Source organism: Gilliamella sp. B2889, assembly GCF_026536885.1.
GTDB classification, from domain to species: domain Bacteria; phylum Pseudomonadota; class Gammaproteobacteria; order Enterobacterales; family Orbaceae; genus Gilliamella; species Gilliamella apicola_E.
Map to the genome: position 1 here is coordinate 116,272 of NZ_JAFNNF010000003.1, position 17,266 is coordinate 133,537.

The window sequence follows — 17,266 nt, forward strand, 5'->3', positions numbered from 1 at the left end:
ATAGCGGTTATTTATAAAAGTGCGAATTAAAATTAACGTTTAGTTCGTCGTTTATTCGTTTTACCAAGTTGTCTTACCATGGCTATTTTCTTTTCAGTCGATACTTGTTGAAATTCATCCCACCACTTAGCTAAATCTAAAAGCTCACCTTTTTCGATAGAGGCTCGCATTTCTAATAAATCATAAGCTGCTCGGAACTTTTGATGCTCTAAGATGACAAATGCGCGTTTTCCTTCTCGTTTTTTCATTCTTAATTGTAATCGCCACATATCACCCATAACCGCTGTAAAACGTCTTGGTATAGCGATAATACGGCATTGCTCATTTAGTACATCATTAATTGCCATAGAAAAAGAATCATAATATTGCAAACCGCTCTCAATGCAGTTTAATTGAGTTTGTTCTATAATTGGATACCAAAAAAATGCTGCATATAAAAAAGCAGGGTTTATGCGTTGCTCATTTGCTATACGGTAATCAGTATTTTTTAACACTTGAGCAATCATTTTTTCCATATTTCCTTCATGGTCATGTGTAAATAAACGTTCAACCACTGGAAACAATTGTTTAAATAAATGATACTGCTTTAATAATATATAAGTATCGTAACCATATCCTGATTGTAATAATTTCAAAGATTCATCAAAAAGGCGGGCAGAAGGAATATTATTTAATAATGGAGCCAGTTTTTTTATTGGTTCAGCAGTAGCAGGGTCAATTTTCATGTTAAGTTTTGCTGCAAAACGGATTGTCCTTAACATTCTGACTGGATCTTCACGATATCTTGTTTGTGGCTCACCAATTAATCGAATAATGCCATTTTGTAAATCTTTTAGTCCACCACAATAATCACGAATTGTATAATCTTTGGCACTATAATAAAGCGCATTCATTGTGAAATCACGACGAACGGCGTCTTGCTCTATCGTTCCATAGACATTATCTCGTAATAACATACCTGCTTGTGATCGTTTTGATATGTTCTTTTGTTCACTCTGATCATCATGATCACCTCGGAACGTTGCAACTTCAATTATCTCTTTTCCAAACATAATATGAGCTAAACGAAAGCGTTTACCTATCAAGCGGCAATTTCGAAAAATCTTTTGAATTTGTTCTGGTGTAGCATTTGTCGCAATATCGAAATCTTTTGGTTTTTTACCTAATAGAAGGTCGCGAATACAACCACCTACGAGATAGGCTTCATATCCTTGTTTATTCAATCGATAAAGTACTTTCAACGCATTTTCGCTTATATTCTTACGAGAAATATTATGCTCATTACGTGAGATGGAAATATAATGCGACTCTTGTCGCTCTTTGTGATGGAACATTTTACGATAAAAGCGAGAAACTTGTTTAAAAATAGCGCACCTCGAATTAATAATGGTCTATACTGAAATATAGCGCGCGATTATATCGCAATTAAATCTAACTTTCCATTTTTCTTGAAATAGTTATACCAAGTAAAATAAAGGAAATTTCTTTATATTAATTAAATATTTTATTTGATTTTTTGAACATAATTATCAACAATAGTAATTTATATAGTACAATTAGTTAGATTATTTTTTAACTTTATAAAAATTAATTCAAAATAGATTATCTTATTTATTTTATTAATGACTAATTGATTTAATTAAACTTATACTCTTTTAAAAAAAGAATTTTGATAAAAATAATTATTAATTTGGTTTACAATTAAGAGTATAAAAATATTAACTGATAACTTATTGGGGACTCTATGAATATTCGAGATTTGGAATATTTTGTATCATTAGCTGAATTCCGGCACTTTCGTAAAGCAGCTGATGCTTGTAATGTTAGTCAACCAACACTAAGTGGTCAAATCAGAAAACTTGAAGACGAATTAGGCGTAATGTTACTTGAACGTACTAGTCGTAAAGTGTTATTTACTCAAACTGGCATGATGCTTGTTGAGCAAGCTAAAGAAATTTTACGTAATATACAGATTTTAAAAGAGATGGCTAGTCGTCAAGGGGAAGAGATGGCGGGTCCTATGCATATTGGATTAATTCCGACTATCGCTCCATATTTATTACCACATGTGATTACCGTATTACATGAATCCTTTCCTCAACTAGAACTTTATTTACATGAAGCGCAAACTGCCAATATTGTTGCGCAACTTGAAAGTGGAAAATTGGATTGTGCTATTATCGCTCAAGTAAAAGAAACCGCACAATTTATTGAACTACCTTTATTCAATGAACCTATGTTTTTAGCCGTTCCTGCAAATGATGAATTAGCTAGTAAACAGACAGTTAAGCTTTCTAGTCTGAAAGGGAAGAAATTTTTAATGTTGGAGGATGGTCATTGTTTACGCGAACATGCTATGGGGTATTGTTTTCAGGTAGGAATTGATGAAGATAAACAATTTAAAGCGACGAGTTTAGAAACATTGCGTAGTATGATATCAGCAGGACGTGGAATTACTTTATTTCCAGAGTTAGCTGCTCCAAATGAACGTACTCGTGATAATATTTGCTATATTCCATGTACTGATCCTGTCCCAACAAGAAGCATCGCTTTAATTTATCGACCTGGTTCTCCATTACGTTCACGTTATGAAACTATCGCTAAAACTATTCGTGACCATATGCCAAAAGTCTTTGCTGAAAAAGAACGACTGTTAGGCCAGAAATAATTTATATTTCTTATTGTGCAGAATTTAAAAAATGAAAAATGTTAAAACCTGTGGTGTTAGAGCGCAGCAAAAGGAGAGAACTCGTCGAAGTTTAATTGATGCTGCGTTTCATCAACTCAACGCGGAACAAGGTTTTGCAAGTTTAAGTCTGCGCGAAGTTTCCCGTGAGGCAGGTATAGCAGCTACATCATTTTATCGCCATTTTCGTGATATGGATGAGTTAGGTTTAGCGATGGTTGATGAGAGCGGTTTAACTCTTCGTCAATTATTGCGCCAAGCTCGAAAACGTATTGAAAAGGGGGGGAGTGTTCTTCGAACTTCGGTAACCACCTTTATTGAATTTATTGATAAAAACCCTAAAGTATTTTTATTGTTGCTCAGAGAAAAAGCTGGGACTTCTTCAGCATTCAGATCGGCAATTGCACGCGAAATTCAGCACTTTATTGTGGAGCTTGTTGATTATTTAGACAATGCCAATCAAATGCCACATCATTATAATGAAGCTCAAGCCGAAGCAATGGTGACTATCGCATTTAATGCTGGCGCGGAAGCAATTGATTTCGACATAGTACAACGCCAAGAACTAATTGAAGATCTTATTTTTCAACTTCGTATGGTTTCTCGTGGCGCTTATTACCTTTATCATAAAGAAAAAATCAAAAATAATAATGAATAATTATTGTAAGTTGAAATCGTTATTTTAACTCACTATTATCAAAACCTATCTTATTGATTAATATTATTTATATAATGCAGTTATATAGGGAATAAGTTAATGGCTAAAGTGTACTATCTGTTTTTTTTCATATATTCAATTTCATTTTTTGGTTATGCAGATTCAAATGTTGGATTTAGGGAAATCCATTATGGAAAAGAAGATGGTAGACCTCTTAACATTGCAATATGGTATCCAACTACTAATCAACAGAAAACAGTATTTATAGGCGATAATGTAGTTTTTTATGGTTCTGAAGTTGTCCCTAACGCAATACCTATCAATGATTCCAGGAAACTTCCGTTAATCGTTGTTTCTCATGGTTACGGTGGTAGCTGGCAAAATTTAAGTTGGCTTGCCTATGAACTTGCAGGTAAGGGATATATTATTGCTGCGCCAAATCATCCAGGAACAACTTTTTTTAATAAAGATATTAATCAATCAAGAAAATTATGGCTACGTCCTGAAGACCTAAGTAAAACTATTGATATTTTAAAAGAAGATAAGCTATTAGCTAACCATATTGATATGAATAAAATATCAGCCATTGGGCATTCTCTTGGCGGTTGGACCGTAATAGCGCTTGCTGGTGCAAGATTTGATATTGATCTATTTAAAGGAGATTGTACTGAAAATTCACAATTGAAAGCTTGCCAATTAGTAAATGAACTAGGTCTTGATAACCCAAAATTAACTCAAAGTATGTTAGATTCAAGAATAAAATCATTTATCTCTTTAGATGCAGGGTTAGTCAGAGGTTTTACTCCCGAAAGTCTGAAAAATATTAATATTCCCTCTTTGATTATTGGAGCTGGTGTTGATGTTGGTGATATGAATGTAGAACTTGAATCAGGCTATTTAAGACGGTTTCTTTTAAAATCATTATCTACTTATACTGTTATACCAGATGCGATGCATTTTAGTTTTATACAAGTTTGTAAACCTCAGGCGATAGAAATATTAGAGCAAGAAGCTAAAGGCGAAAGTATCATTTGTAAAGATGGCGGGGAACGAACCAGAACCGAAATTCATGATGAAATAATTAATCAAATTACTACTTTTTTAGATCAAAAAAATTTAAACCCTTAACATCTTATAAAAATACTGCGGCTAAAGCCGCAGTAATATTTTGTATCTACTAAAGACTAATCGTCATTAAAGATTTTGTAAAACTTTTTCAACACTATCTTTGGCATCACCAAATAGCATATAACTATTTTCTTTAAAGAATAGTGGATTTTGAACGCCTGCATATCCGGTATTCATTGAGCGTTTGGATATAATAACCGTTTTTGCTTTCCAAACTTCAAGAACAGGCATACCTGCGATAGGGCTGTTTGGATCTTCTTCCGCTGCCGGGTTAACTGTATCATTTGCACCAATTACCCAAACAACATCTGTATCAGGGAAGTCATCATTGATTTCATCCATTTCTAATACAATATCGTAAGGTACTTTTGCTTCGGCTAATAATACATTCATATGGCCAGGTAAACGCCCTGCAACTGGGTGAATACCAAAACGGACTTCTATACCCATACCACGAAGCTTTTCAGTAATATTGCTTACAGCACCTTGTGCTTGAGCAACAGCCATACCATAACCTGGTACGATAATAACTGAACGTGCTTCTTTTAATGTTTGAGCAACTTCTGCTGGCTGCATTTCACGGTATTCACCTTGTTCTTCTTCTGAAGAGCTTGATGCGCTACCATCGCTACCAAAACCACCGGCAATGACGCTGATGAATGAGCGATTCATTGCTTTACACATGATGTAAGAAAGAATTGCCCCTGAAGAACCAACTAAAGCACCGGTTACAATAAGTAAATCATTACCTAACATAAATCCTGCTGCAGCTGCTGCCCATCCAGAATATGAGTTAAGCATTGAAATAACTACTGGCATGTCTGCACCACCAATTGATGCCACAAGATGGAAGCCAAATACTAATGCGATGATAGTCATAACAAGTAGACTAACAAGTGCGCCTGCGCCACTTTTCACACCAATAAAAGTAAACATCAAAATTACTGAAACAACGATTGCAGCTAAGTTCCAGTAGTGTTTATAAGGAATAGAAAGTGGTTTAGAGCTAATGCGGCCATTTAGTTTTCCAAATGCAACGACTGAGCCAGAAAAAGTAACTGCACCAATAAAGATACCAATAAAAATTTCTACTAAATGTACAGTAAGTTCACTGCCAGTGAAAACCATAATATTAGAATCTAAGAAGCTATTGAAACCAACGAGAACTGCAGCCATACCAACGAAACTGTGGAGTAGTGCAACAAGCTCTGGCATTTGTGTCATTTCTACTTTTTTAGCAAGATAAAGACCAATAGCTGCACCAATGACCATAGCAATAATGATCCAGTGTAGTCCGCCTTTAATACTTGCAATAGCAGCAATAAGTGCAATTACCATACCAACCATGCCATAAATGTTTCCAGATTTGGCTGATTCTTGATTTGATAGTCCTCGTAAACTAAATATAAAAAGTAATGCAGCAAGTACATAGGCTGCTTGAATTATTCCATGACTAAACATTATCAATAATCTCCTTTACTTGCCACGTTGAAACATTTTTAGCATTCTTTGTGTAACAAAGAATCCACCAAAAATATTGATACTAGCAATTAAAATAGCAACAAAGGCAATTGCCGTAGTTAAGCCATTATCATCACCGACTTGCAGTATTGCACCTACTAATATGATACCAGAGATAGCATTAGTAACTGACATTAATGGTGTATGTAATGAATGAGTTACATTCCATACTACGTAATACCCTACTACACAAGACAAAGCAAATACAGTGAAGTGTCCTAAAAAGGTTTCAGGAACCACATTAGCTAACCAGAAATAAGCAATAATCAATAAAGCTAAAATGCCAAATTTTTTTGCAGGTTGCATTGGTGTTGGTTCTGGTTTGGCGATAGGTTCAACCGCTTTTTTCTGTGGTTGTGCAGAAACTTGAATTGGTGGAGCTGGCCATGTTATTTCTTTATCTTTAACGACAGTTACGCCACGAATCACAACATCGTCAAAATTAATGTCGATGTTACCATCTTTTTCTTTGGCGAGTAATTTTAATAAGTTAACAATGTTAGTTCCATATAGTTGTGATGCTTGTGCCGGCATTCGGTTAGCTAAATCTGTGTAACCAACTATTTTAACATTATTATCTGTTTCGAATACTTCACCCGGTTTGGTTAATTCGCAGTTGCCACCAGTTAAGGCTGCTAAATCAACAATAACACTACCTGGTTTCATTGACTCAACCATCTCTTTAGAGATAAGTTTTGGCGCAGGTTTACCTGGAATTAATGCTGTAGTGATAATAATATCAACATCTTTTGCTTGTTCAGCAAATAAAGCCATTTCAGCTTCAATAAAGGCTGCAGACATTTGTTTTGCGTAGCCATCTCCAGAACCAGCTTCCTCTTCGAAATCTAATTCTAAAAAGTCAGCACCCATACTATTGATTTGTTCAGCAACTTCTGGACGTGTATCAAATGCACGAACAATAGCACCTAAACTAACTGCTGCACCAATTGCTGCAAGACCAGCAACACCAGCACCGATTACTAATACTTTTGCTGGTGGTACTTTACCTGCAGCAGTGACTTGACCGGTAAAAAATCGACCAAATTGGTTCGCAGCTTCAATAACAGAGCGATAACCTGCAATGTTAGACATAGAACTTAATGCATCTAGTGATTGAGCTCGTGAAATACGAGGCACACAATCCATTGCCATTACAGTAATATTTTTAGTGGCAAGTTTTTCTAAAAGATCTTTATGTTGAGCTGGATAAATATAACTAATGAGTGTTAATCCCTCTTTCATCAGAGCGATTTCATCATCAGTTGGCGCGTGAAATTTTAAAATAAGATCATTTTGCCAAATATCCTTTGTGTTTTGAATAGTGGCCCCAGCATCAATAAAAGCTTGGTCTTCAAAATGAGCAGCGTGTCCAGCACCTTGTTCTACTGAAACTGTAAATCCAAGTTTTAATAGTTGTCCAACAGTTTGAGGTGTTGCTGCAACCCTAGCTTCATTGGCTAACCGTTCTTTTGGTATACCGATATGCATTACGTTACATCCTTATGTTAAAAAAGATTATTCATGTCTCCCGATTTTAGCACAAATTAGCGACAGTGCGAGTAGGTAATTTATTTTTTATTATCGAAATCTTAATATTAAATTTAATAATAAGTGGATTTTAAATCTGAGAATTGAAATTAGAATATTTCTCTTGTAATCAGTGTGAATAGTTTGTTTTAAAAGTGAACTATCTTAATCGCCATTAAGAACACCTCTGTTTGCCAAAAAAATTGTTTTTTCTACCTATGGTTAAATATTAATTAGATATTTCAATTGGTGAGTGAGTTATCAGACTAAGTTTTGCAATTATCTGATAATTCAACAAGGTTAATTTGAACTTTAATTAATATTTCATAGTCAGCTGAAAACATCAACGACAGCACGATCTCTGATAATAACCTTTTATTGGTTTTATACGTGAGAAAATAAAATTATTGATATTTAATTATATATCAAATAGATACAAATAAAGAATCATCTCATTTGAGTATAGTTACTAATGATATTCAAATGTCGATCAATTAAAACATTTAATGAGGTAAATATATGGCAGATCTAAGCCAGAAAAAAAATAATATCTTGGCTTTAATGGTTGCTTTGCTTGCTGCATGTGTTGCTTTCCAACTCAATGCAAGTATGTTAAGCCCAGTGTTAGTTACTATAGCGAAAGAATTAGGAACTAATGATGCAGCTGTCGGACTATCTCAAACTTCTTTTTTTACAGCAGCTGCACTATTTTCACTATTCTTGCCCCGATTAAGTGATATAAAAGGGCGAAAAAAAGTATTATCAGCCATGTTGATTATAATGACTTTAGGTACAGTCATTGCTGCTATTGCGCCGAATATTGAAGTTTTGTATGTTGCTCGCATTATTCAAGGTGTATCAGGTCCAGTGGTTCCATTATGTTTGTTAATGTTAAGTTTTGAAGTAAAAGACGTTAAGCAATATGGTATGTTAATGGGTATCATAACAGCAGTAAATGGTGGTATTGCTGGTGTTGATGCTATTGCGGGAGGTTTACTTGCTACGCATTTTGGCTTCCGGTCTGTATTTTGGATTATAGCTATTGTTGCAGCAATTTCGGCTTTTTTTGTTTATCGTTTTGCGCCAGAATCTCAGCCCTCTAAAGGTACCAAGATGGATTGGTTAGGCGTTTTGTTAATTGTCTTGACAATAGCTGCGTTATTACTTGCACTTAATGAAGCCGGTAAACTTGACAATGCTAATTGGCTGATTGTTAGTGGTTTAAGTTTATTGGCTTTTTTATGTTTTATTTTATTTTGGAATGTAGAAAAAAGAAGTAAGCAACCTTTAGTCACAATCAATCATTTGAAAAAGCGTGCCACCTGGGCGTTGTTATTAACAACCACATTAACCATGACTGGGATTTTTGCCATCGTTAATGGTTTAGTGATGTCAATTGCCCAAAATCATGAAATAGGTTTTGGGTTAGAAGCAGATTGGGCATCATTAATTTTTCTCACGCCTTATGCTTTAATTGGTTGGTTTGTTGGGCCATTTTCAGGAAGATTGGCACCAATAATGGGCTATAATAAAGTGCTCAAATTAGGTTTAGTGGGTTGTATTATTGGTATTTTGGTTATTATGTTTTATGGCATTCATTCTTTATCTATTTTATCGGTTGGCGTGATTGTTTTAGGTATTTTTTATGCTGGAATGGCTAATATCATTTTAAATGGATTAGGTATCGTCTTATCTCCTACTGATAATCCAGGATTTTTACCTGGTATGAATGCAGGGGCATTTAATTTAGGTGCTGGTTTGAGTTTTGCTTTATTACCAGCAATTCAGATGATAAATGGAAACACAATTGATGGTTACTTTAATGGTATGTTGTTAGGTTTAATCATTACGGTGTTAGCTCTATTTTGTAGTTTTCTTATACCTCGTCCGATTAGTGCTGAAGTTTAAAAAGATAATTATAAAAAACGGGATAATGATCCCGTTTTTTATATATAAATTAATCTTCTTCAGGAATTAATGTAAAAACTAATGTAGTAAAAAATTTGTCTTGGGTAGCTAATTGATTATCTTTAAGCGGGAAACCAATTTCAACACCTATAACGTTTAAACCTTGATTTGGCACAATAATAGTAGCCTGGCCTTTATCATCAGTTTTCACTGTTTTGTCTAAATTATTTACAACATCGATGATGACAGGTGTATTGGTTAGTGGTTTACCATCTTTGAAAACGGTTATCGGTAAATTGTCGCCTCGTTTTAATTTTGTTGGGTCAATAGAAGGAACAATTTGTAGTGGAATATCTTCTATTATTTTGGGTTTGTTAACGGATGATAAATAGTTGACACTATATTTTATGGCATGAGTGCCCTTATCTGCACCTTTAACTTGATTCATTGGCATATTAACGTATTTACCATCCGAATTTTTGGTCCAATAACCATAATCAAAATCAACTGTTACTACAGCTGTATCTTTTGCAGGTTCGATGGTCACAAAGTTATTATGTGCTGTTTTTGAAACGGGTAGTACCGACCAATCACTATTATAAGCTTTAACTTTTTTCACCATTTCAGGTTGATAGCCATTATCTAAAGGTCCTTCACCTAAAATAATCTGCTTTTGATCGACTCGATCAGTAATCCATATACCATGAGCTGTCACGGATTGTGAAATTAAACCCATTAAAGTCCCCAATAAAACTGATAATAATACTTTATGCATAGATACCTCAATATTTTAAATGAAAACGATAATTATTATCATTTTTATATTTATATAAGTCAATTTAAATATAAAGTTAATTGGCTAATAAAATGGTCTTTTTTGTCTTGGTAACAAGTTTATTTAAGAAAATTAAATATTGGTTATCACATCTAATAATAAATCCTAAACTTAGCTATTTTTAACTACTACAATTTGTTATATAATCGATAAAATTTTGTCCATAACACAATATATTGTGTTTCTCATATTATTTTAAGATGTCGCGATATTGTGCATCTTTAATTAAGGAATCACTATGATGGATTTTTCCCAATCAGTGCCAGAACTGGTCTCTTGGGCAAAAAAGAATGATTTTTCGATTGCTTTACCTGTTGAGCGATTAGCCTTTTTATTAGCAATTGCTGTATTAAACAGTGAGCGCTTTGATGGCGAAATGACTGAATCTGAATTAATTGACGGATTTAGACATGTCTCTCAGATCTTTGAGCAAAGTGAAGATACAATTACTGTTCGAGCTAACAATGCCATTAATGATCTAGTGCGCCAACGTTTAATTACTCGCTTTGCTAGCGAAATGACCGATGGTTATTCTATTTACCGTTTGACTCCACTAGGAATCGGCATTTCTGATTACTATATACGCCAACGAGAATTTTCGACTTTACGCTTATCTATTCAGCTTTCTATTGTTGCACAAGAATTAAAGCGTGCAGCAGATGCGGCCCTTGAAGGTGGCGATGATTTACATTGGCATCGAAATGTTTTTGCTCCATTGAAATATTCTGTTGCAGAAATTTTTGACAGTATTGATATCACACAGAGAGTAATGGATGAACAACAAGCTGAAGTTAAACAAAATATTTCAGCATTGTTAAGTCAAGATTGGCAAGCAGCCATCAGTAGTTGTGAAGGTTTACTTACCGAAACATCACAAACATTGCGTGAGCTGCAAGATACGTTGGCAGCTGCAGGTGATAAGCTACAAGCCAGTTTGCTTCTGATACAAGATGCCACATTAGATAATCCAGATCTTGATAAAATTAACAATGTTGTTATGGATCTGCAAGGAAAACTAGACCGAATTATTGGCTGGGGACAAAAAGCAATAGACCTATGGATTGGTTATGATAGACACGTTCATAAATTTATTCGTACAGCAATCGATTTAGATAAGAATCGAGTTTTTTCTCAGCGATTACGTAAATCGATTCAAAGCTATTTTGATTTACCATGGTCACTCACTTTTGCTAATGCTGAGCGTTTACTTGATATGCGTGATGAAGAGTTAGCACTGCATGAAGCAGAAGTGACGGGTGAATTACCATCCGAGCTTGAGTTTGAAATGATTGAAGAAATTCAAGAACATATTATTTCGCATATAGAACAAAATTTATTGATCTTTAAACAAGAAAATAAACCACTTGATATGAGTAATGCAATTCATAGTTATTTAGCACAGTTCCCACGTGAACAACATTTTGATATTGCAAGATTGTTTATTGATCAGGCTATTCGATTAGGTGTTGCCGAAGGCGATTTACTCGGTATCCCAGCCGAATGGAAACCTATTAACGATTATGGAGCTAAGGTACAAGCACATGTCATCAACAGATATTAATGATTTAGAAATAGAACAAACTTCCCATCATCTTGATGAGGTTATGGGGCGTATTGCAGCAAGCTCTCAAGCGTCGATAGATAAGTTTATGCCGGTAAAATTAGCTCAAGCTATTGCCAATCCAATATTTCCGGAACTTGACAGTCTATTAAGGTCAGGTCGTCATATTGGTATCGATGAGCTTGATAATCATGCTTTTTTAATGGATTTCCAACTTGAGCTTGAACAGTTTTATCAACGTTATAATGTTGAGCTTATTCGCGCACCGGAAGGATTTTTCTATCTTCGTCCTCGTTCAACTACTCTGATTCCACGTTCAGTATTATCTGAACTTGATATGTTAGTCGGTAAAGTGCTTTGTTATCTCTATTTAAGTCCAGAGCGATTAGCACATGAAGGCATTTTTACCTTACAAGAACTTTTTGATGAGCTTGTTTCATTAGCGGATGAAAGTAAATTATTGAAACTAGTCAATCAGCGTTCTACAGGCTCGGATTTAGATCGCCAAAAATTATTTGATAAAGTAAAAACTGCATTAAATCGATTACGTCGACTTGGTATGATCTTCTTTATTGTAGGTAATGATAGTAGCCGTTTTCGTATTAATGAATCTATATTCCGATTTGGAGCTGATGTGCGTAGCAGTGATGATGCTCAAGAAGCACAATTACGCCTGATTCGCGATGGTGAAGCGATTAAAATTGAATCATCACTTATATTAGATGATGATAATAGTGATGATGAAGATGTTAATGAGGAGATTGAATAATGATAATGGGACACGGTAAATTTCACTCATTAACCTTAATTAATTGGAACGGTTTTTTTGCTCGAACGTTTGAGCTTGATCAGCTTGTCACCACACTTTCTGGTGGTAATGGTGCTGGTAAATCAACCACTATGGCAGCATTTGTCACTGCATTAATCCCAGATTTAACCTTATTACATTTTAGAAATACAACTGAAGCAGGAGCAACTTCGGGTTCTAGAGATAAAGGTTTACATGGTAAATTAAAGCCAGGCGTGTGTTACTCGATGCTGGATGTAATTAATTCTCGTAATCAACGGATTATTTGTGGTGTGCGTTTACAGCAGGTTGCTGGTCGTGATAAAAAAGTTGATATTAAACCTTTTTTAATACAAGGTTTGCCTGTCAATATTACTCCAACAGAATTAGTAACAGAGCGCTTAAATGAAAAACAGGCTAGAATTTTATCTTTACCGGAATTAAAAGATAAGATTGAATCAATGGAAGGGGTTATCTTTAAGCAATTTAATTCCATTACTGATTATCATTCAGTCATGTTTGATTTTGGTATTTTACCTAAAAGGTTACGTTCTTCATCTGATCGAAGTAAATATTATCGTTTAATTGAAGCTTCTCTTTATGGTGGGATTTCTAGTGCTATCACCCGATCATTACGTGATTATTTATTACCAGAAAATAGTGGTGTTAGGAAAGCATTCCAAGATATGGAAGCAGCACTTCGTGAAAATCGGATGACACTTGAAGCTATTCGAGTTACACAATCAGATCGTGATTTATTCAAACATCTCATTACTGAATCTACAAACTATGTGGCTGCTGATTATATGCGTCATGCTAATGAGCGTAGAGTTCATATCGAATCCGTTTTAGGACTACGTCGAGATATGTTCAAAACGCAAGATCTGCTTATCAGTAATCAGTATCGGCAAGTTGAGATGGCAAAAGAGCTTAAAGAATATCAAGATGCTCAAGGCGATTTAGAGACCGACCTTCAGGCAGCAAATGATCATCTTAATCTTGCACAAACTGCTTTGCGTCAACAAGAAAAAATTGACCGCTATCAAGCAGATTTAGATGATCTTAATATAAAACTTGAAGAGCAAAATGAAGTTGTATTTGAAGCAAATGAACATTATCAAACTTACCGAGATCAAGTTGAACAGACAGAACAAGAAGTTGATGAGATTAAAACTCAATTGGCAGATTATCAACAAGCTTTAGATGTACAACAAACTCGAGCTATTCAATATCAGCAAGCAATTCAAGCTCTGAAAAATGCCCAACAACTATGCCAATTGCCTAAATTAGGTATAAGCAATGTTGAAAATCACTATGAAGTTTTTCAAGAAAAACAAAAAGAAGTTACTGAAAAATTATTAGAATTGGAACAGAGAGTTAGTGTTTCTGATGCTGCAATAAGTCAATTTGATAGAGCGTATCAACTAGTTGTTAAGTTGGTTGGCGATGTAGTACGAAGTGAAGCATGGAGTGCTGCTAGAGAAGCATTAAAACAATGGCCTTCACAATGTTATCAAGCTGAGCAAGCAGAACATTTACAGCTACAATTAGATGAATTAGAACAACGCTTTTTTGAACAAAAAGAAGCTGAATCATTACTAACTCAATTCTGTAAGCGTTTTGGTCGTCAAATCAATTATGATGAACTTGATGAATTTAAACAAGAACTTGAAGTTCAATTGGATCAAAATGCCGAGCTTGCTAACGAATCAAGTGAAAAACGAATTGAATTTAGGCAAGAATTTGAGCAAATACAAACAAAAATAAGTGACTATCGTCAAAAAGCCCCATTATGGTTAAAAGCTCAAGATGCACTTATTGCATTGCAAGAACAAACACAACAAACTTTTACTAATAGTCAATCAGTTACTCAGCATATGCAACAACTGCTTGAACAGGAACGAGCTTTAGTTACTCAGCGTGATCAAATAAACTTCAAACGAAATCAACTTGATACGCAAATAGAACAACTTAATCAACCAAGTGGTGTTGATGACGGACGTTTATCTGTTTTAGCTGAACGATTCAATGGTGTTTTACTTTCTGAAATTTATGAAGATGTAACAATTGATGATGCACCTTATTTTTCAGCATTGTATGGTCCGTCAAGGCAAGCCATTGTGGTACCGGATTTATCATTAGTCAAAGCACAACTCGAAAGCCTTACTAGCAGTGAAGAAGATTATCCTGAAGATATCTATTTTATCGAAGGTGATCCATCATCATTTGATGATAGCGTATTTGATTGTGAAGAGATGAATAAATCGGTTCTTGTTAAAACAGGTGATCGTCAATGGCGTTTCTCAAGTTTTCCTAAAGTTCCTTTGTTTGGTCGAGCTGCACGTGAAATACATCTTGAGAAATTATCAGCTGAACGTGATGAGCTACATGAACTTTATGCAACAATTTCGTTTGACCTTCAAAAATTGCAACGTATTGAGCAAAATGTTGGGCAGTTTATTGGTGAATATTTATCTGTAGCTTTTGATATCGATCCAGAAGCCGAAGTACAAAAACTAACAACACGACGCAATGAAATTGAACGCCAATTATTAGCACAAGAAAGCATTGATAAACAAAACCAACAGCAAGTGGCAATTTGTAAAGAGCAGCTAGCTACAGTTAATCGATTAGTTGCTCAGATGCATTTATTGGCTGATAATGATTTAGCCGATCGAGTTGATGATTTACGTGAACAAGTGGCTGAAGCGCAAGAAGCTGCGCAATATGTGAGTCGTCATCGTCATACTGTTTCGGAATTAGAACCAATTATTGCTGTGTTACAAAGTGATCCTGAACAGAATGATTCACTACGTGAGCAATATAATACTATCAAAGCTCAGCAACAAACTATTCGTCAACAAGTTTTTGCCTTAACCGAAGTCATGCAACGCCGTGCGCATTTTAGCTATGAAGATTCGGCTGGAATGCTAAATGAAAATAGTGATTTGAATGAAAAACTACGTTCTCGACTTGAGGTAGTTGAAGCACAGCGTACTGAAGCACGTAGCCAGATGCAACAGTACCAAGATAAATACAATCAATATAATCAAACTTTTGCTTCTTTAAAAAGTGCATTTGAAACTAAACGTGACATGCTCAATGAGTTGCATAAAGAGGTTGAACAAATAGGTGTTAAAGCAGATACAGCAACCGAAGAACGAGCACGTATTCGTCGTGATGAAATTCACCAAAAACTTAACAGTAATCGCCAACAATGCACATCGCTTGAAAAACAACTTATTATGTGCGAAAGCGAAATGACACAAATGCAAAAACGTTTAGCACAAACACTACGTGATTATAAACAATTACGTGAACAAGTTGTGGAAGCGAAAGCAGGGTGGTGTTTAGTTTTACGATTAGTTAAAGAAAATAGCGTTGAACGAAGGTTACATCGTCGAGAATTAGCTTATCTAAGTGCTGATGAATTGCGCTCTATGTCAGATAAGGCACTCGGTTCATTGCGTCTAGCAGTAAATGATAATGAACATTTACGTGATGTATTAAGATTATCCGAAGATCCAAAACGACCAGAGCGTAAAATACAATTTTATATTGCGGTTTATAAACATCTTCGTGAACGAATTCGTCAAGATATTGTTAAAACGGATGACCCAATTGAAGCTATTGAGCAAATGGAAATTGAGTTATCACGATTAACTGAAGAACTTACCTCACGTGAACAGCAATTGGCAATTAGCTCAAAAAGTGTGGCTAATATTATTCGTAAAACTATTCAACGAGAGCAAAACCGTATTCGTATGCTTAATCAAGGTCTGCAAGCGGTGGCATTTGGTCAGGTAAATGGTGTACGTCTTAATGTTAGTATCCGGGAAGCTCACTCTTCGTTATTAGCAGCATTAGCTGATGATCAAAACGAGCATCAAGATCTGTTTAGTAATAATCGTATTACTTTCTCAGAAGCATTAGCTAAACTTTATCAACGCTTGAATCCTCATATTGATATGGGGCAGCGAACTGCGCAAAATATAGGTGAAGAATTGCTTGATTATCGAAACTATCTGGAAATGGATGTTGAAGTTAATCGTGGCGCAGATGGCTGGTTACGTGCTGAAAGTGGTGCATTATCAACAGGTGAAGCAATCGGTACAGGTATGTCGATTCTATTGATGGTGATTCAAAGTTGGGAAGAAGAATCTAAACGCTTGCGTAATAAAGACATATCACCTTGTCGTTTATTATTCCTAGATGAAGCAGCCCGACTTGATGCTAAATCAATTGCAACGCTCTTTGAACTTTGCGAAAGATTGGAAATGCAACTTATTATTGCAGCGCCAGAAAATATCAGTCCGGAAAAAGGCACAACGTATAAATTAGTACGTAAAGTCATTAATAACCAAGAACATGTTCATGTGGTTGGTTTAAAAGGCTTTGCATAGTTTAATTTAACAAACTAATTCGCCGACTTTATGTCGGCGATATATGGTAGCGTTCAATCTAATCAAAAAGTATGATTGGTATTTGCCTTGTTTAAAATAAGAAAATAGGCTACAAACTATTTATACTCTTTTTGATGTGCTTTACAGGATTTTAAAGAATGCTGCTGAATATTGAATTGGTGAATGGGTGGCGGATCTTTTAAATCTCATGAATACTTCAGAACAATAACATATGCAGCATAATTAGCCAAT

Annotated in this window: 11 protein-coding genes; 7 read left to right on the forward strand and 4 right to left on the reverse strand. The window is 35.1% G+C overall.

The window, feature by feature from the left end:
* Positions 1 to 32: 32 nt before the first annotated feature.
* Complete coding sequence (pcnB, locus tag J3U09_RS05575; RefSeq protein ID WP_267357478.1) at positions 33 to 1,334, reverse strand: polynucleotide adenylyltransferase PcnB; 1,302 nt, start codon at positions 1,332 to 1,334, stop codon at positions 33 to 35.
* A gap of 410 nt (positions 1,335 to 1,744) precedes the next feature.
* Here pcnB and oxyR point away from each other — a divergent pair, with 410 nt between their 5' ends.
* The 3 genes from oxyR to J3U09_RS05590 all read left to right on the forward strand — a co-directional run bounded on the left by oxyR (position 1,745) and on the right by J3U09_RS05590 (position 4,472).
* Complete coding sequence (oxyR, locus tag J3U09_RS05580; protein ID WP_065562368.1) at positions 1,745 to 2,668, forward strand: DNA-binding transcriptional regulator OxyR; 924 nt, start codon at positions 1,745 to 1,747, stop codon at positions 2,666 to 2,668.
* A 31-nt stretch (positions 2,669 to 2,699) separates the two neighbouring features.
* The gene (gene fabR, locus J3U09_RS05585) at positions 2,700 to 3,344 is read left to right on the forward strand and encodes an HTH-type transcriptional repressor FabR (protein WP_065562367.1); all 645 of its coding nucleotides are present in this window, start codon (positions 2,700 to 2,702) and stop codon (positions 3,342 to 3,344) included.
* 99 nt (positions 3,345 to 3,443) lie between these two features.
* On the forward strand, positions 3,444 to 4,472 hold the full coding sequence (locus J3U09_RS05590) for an alpha/beta hydrolase family protein (protein WP_267357480.1): 1,029 nt from the start codon (positions 3,444 to 3,446) through the stop codon (positions 4,470 to 4,472).
* Between the two features lie 66 nt (positions 4,473 to 4,538).
* On the opposite strand, the gene pntB is transcribed toward J3U09_RS05590, so the two are convergent.
* Positions 4,539 to 5,933, reverse strand: coding sequence for a Re/Si-specific NAD(P)(+) transhydrogenase subunit beta (gene pntB, locus J3U09_RS05595; RefSeq protein WP_065562366.1), 1,395 nt, complete (start codon positions 5,931 to 5,933; stop codon positions 4,539 to 4,541).
* A gap of 15 nt (positions 5,934 to 5,948) precedes the next feature.
* Entirely contained in the window at positions 5,949 to 7,481 is a 1,533-nt protein-coding gene (gene pntA / locus J3U09_RS05600) for a Re/Si-specific NAD(P)(+) transhydrogenase subunit alpha (RefSeq protein ID WP_065562365.1), read from the reverse strand.
* A 558-nt stretch (positions 7,482 to 8,039) separates the two neighbouring features.
* On the opposite strand from pntA, the gene J3U09_RS05605 reads away from it, so the two are divergent.
* Positions 8,040 to 9,428, forward strand: coding sequence for an MFS transporter (locus tag J3U09_RS05605; RefSeq protein ID WP_267357482.1), 1,389 nt, complete (start codon positions 8,040 to 8,042; stop codon positions 9,426 to 9,428).
* A 49-nt stretch (positions 9,429 to 9,477) separates the two neighbouring features.
* Here the strand turns inward: J3U09_RS05605 and J3U09_RS05610 are convergent, their stop codons facing one another.
* Entirely contained in the window at positions 9,478 to 10,203 is a 726-nt protein-coding gene (locus J3U09_RS05610) for a DUF4198 domain-containing protein (protein WP_065562363.1), read from the reverse strand.
* 298 nt (positions 10,204 to 10,501) lie between these two features.
* Between J3U09_RS05610 and mukF the strand changes: the two genes are divergently transcribed.
* From mukF to mukB, 3 genes are read left to right on the forward strand one after another with little or no spacing between them, the layout of a single operon-like run.
* Positions 10,502 to 11,824 carry a chromosome partition protein MukF gene (gene mukF / locus J3U09_RS05615; RefSeq protein WP_065562362.1) on the forward strand — a complete coding sequence of 441 codons (1,323 nt, stop codon included), beginning with the start codon at positions 10,502 to 10,504 and terminating at the stop codon, positions 11,822 to 11,824.
* Positions 11,825 to 11,867: 43 nt separating this feature from the next.
* The gene (gene mukE, locus J3U09_RS05620) at positions 11,868 to 12,593 is read left to right on the forward strand and encodes a chromosome partition protein MukE (RefSeq protein ID WP_065562474.1); all 726 of its coding nucleotides are present in this window, start codon (positions 11,868 to 11,870) and stop codon (positions 12,591 to 12,593) included.
* A gap of 2 nt (positions 12,594 to 12,595) precedes the next feature.
* On the forward strand, positions 12,596 to 17,014 hold the full coding sequence (mukB, locus tag J3U09_RS05625) for a chromosome partition protein MukB (RefSeq protein ID WP_416380047.1): 4,419 nt from the start codon (positions 12,596 to 12,598) through the stop codon (positions 17,012 to 17,014).
* Positions 17,015 to 17,266: the final 252 nt, after the last annotated feature.

What these genes read in the sequence shown, in the direction of transcription:
- J3U09_RS05590 (WP_267357480.1), top strand. Translation starts at nt 3,444, where the DNA reads ATGGCTAAAGTGTACTATCTGTTTTTTTTCATATATTCAATTTCATTT.
- mukF (WP_065562362.1), top strand. Translation starts at nt 10,502, where the DNA reads ATGATGGATTTTTCCCAATCAGTGCCAGAACTGGTCTCTTGGGCAAAA.
- pntA (WP_065562365.1), bottom strand. Translation starts at nt 7,481, where the DNA reads ATGCATATCGGTATACCAAAAGAACGGTTAGCCAATGAAGCTAGGGTT.
- fabR (WP_065562367.1), top strand. Translation starts at nt 2,700, where the DNA reads ATGAAAAATGTTAAAACCTGTGGTGTTAGAGCGCAGCAAAAGGAGAGA.
- oxyR (WP_065562368.1), top strand. Translation starts at nt 1,745, where the DNA reads ATGAATATTCGAGATTTGGAATATTTTGTATCATTAGCTGAATTCCGG.
- J3U09_RS05605 (WP_267357482.1), top strand. Translation starts at nt 8,040, where the DNA reads ATGGCAGATCTAAGCCAGAAAAAAAATAATATCTTGGCTTTAATGGTT.
- pntB (WP_065562366.1), bottom strand. Translation starts at nt 5,933, where the DNA reads ATGTTTAGTCATGGAATAATTCAAGCAGCCTATGTACTTGCTGCATTA.
- J3U09_RS05610 (WP_065562363.1), bottom strand. Translation starts at nt 10,203, where the DNA reads ATGCATAAAGTATTATTATCAGTTTTATTGGGGACTTTAATGGGTTTA.
- mukE (WP_065562474.1), top strand. Translation starts at nt 11,868, where the DNA reads ATGGGGCGTATTGCAGCAAGCTCTCAAGCGTCGATAGATAAGTTTATG.
- pcnB (WP_267357478.1), bottom strand. Translation starts at nt 1,334, where the DNA reads ATGTTCCATCACAAAGAGCGACAAGAGTCGCATTATATTTCCATCTCA.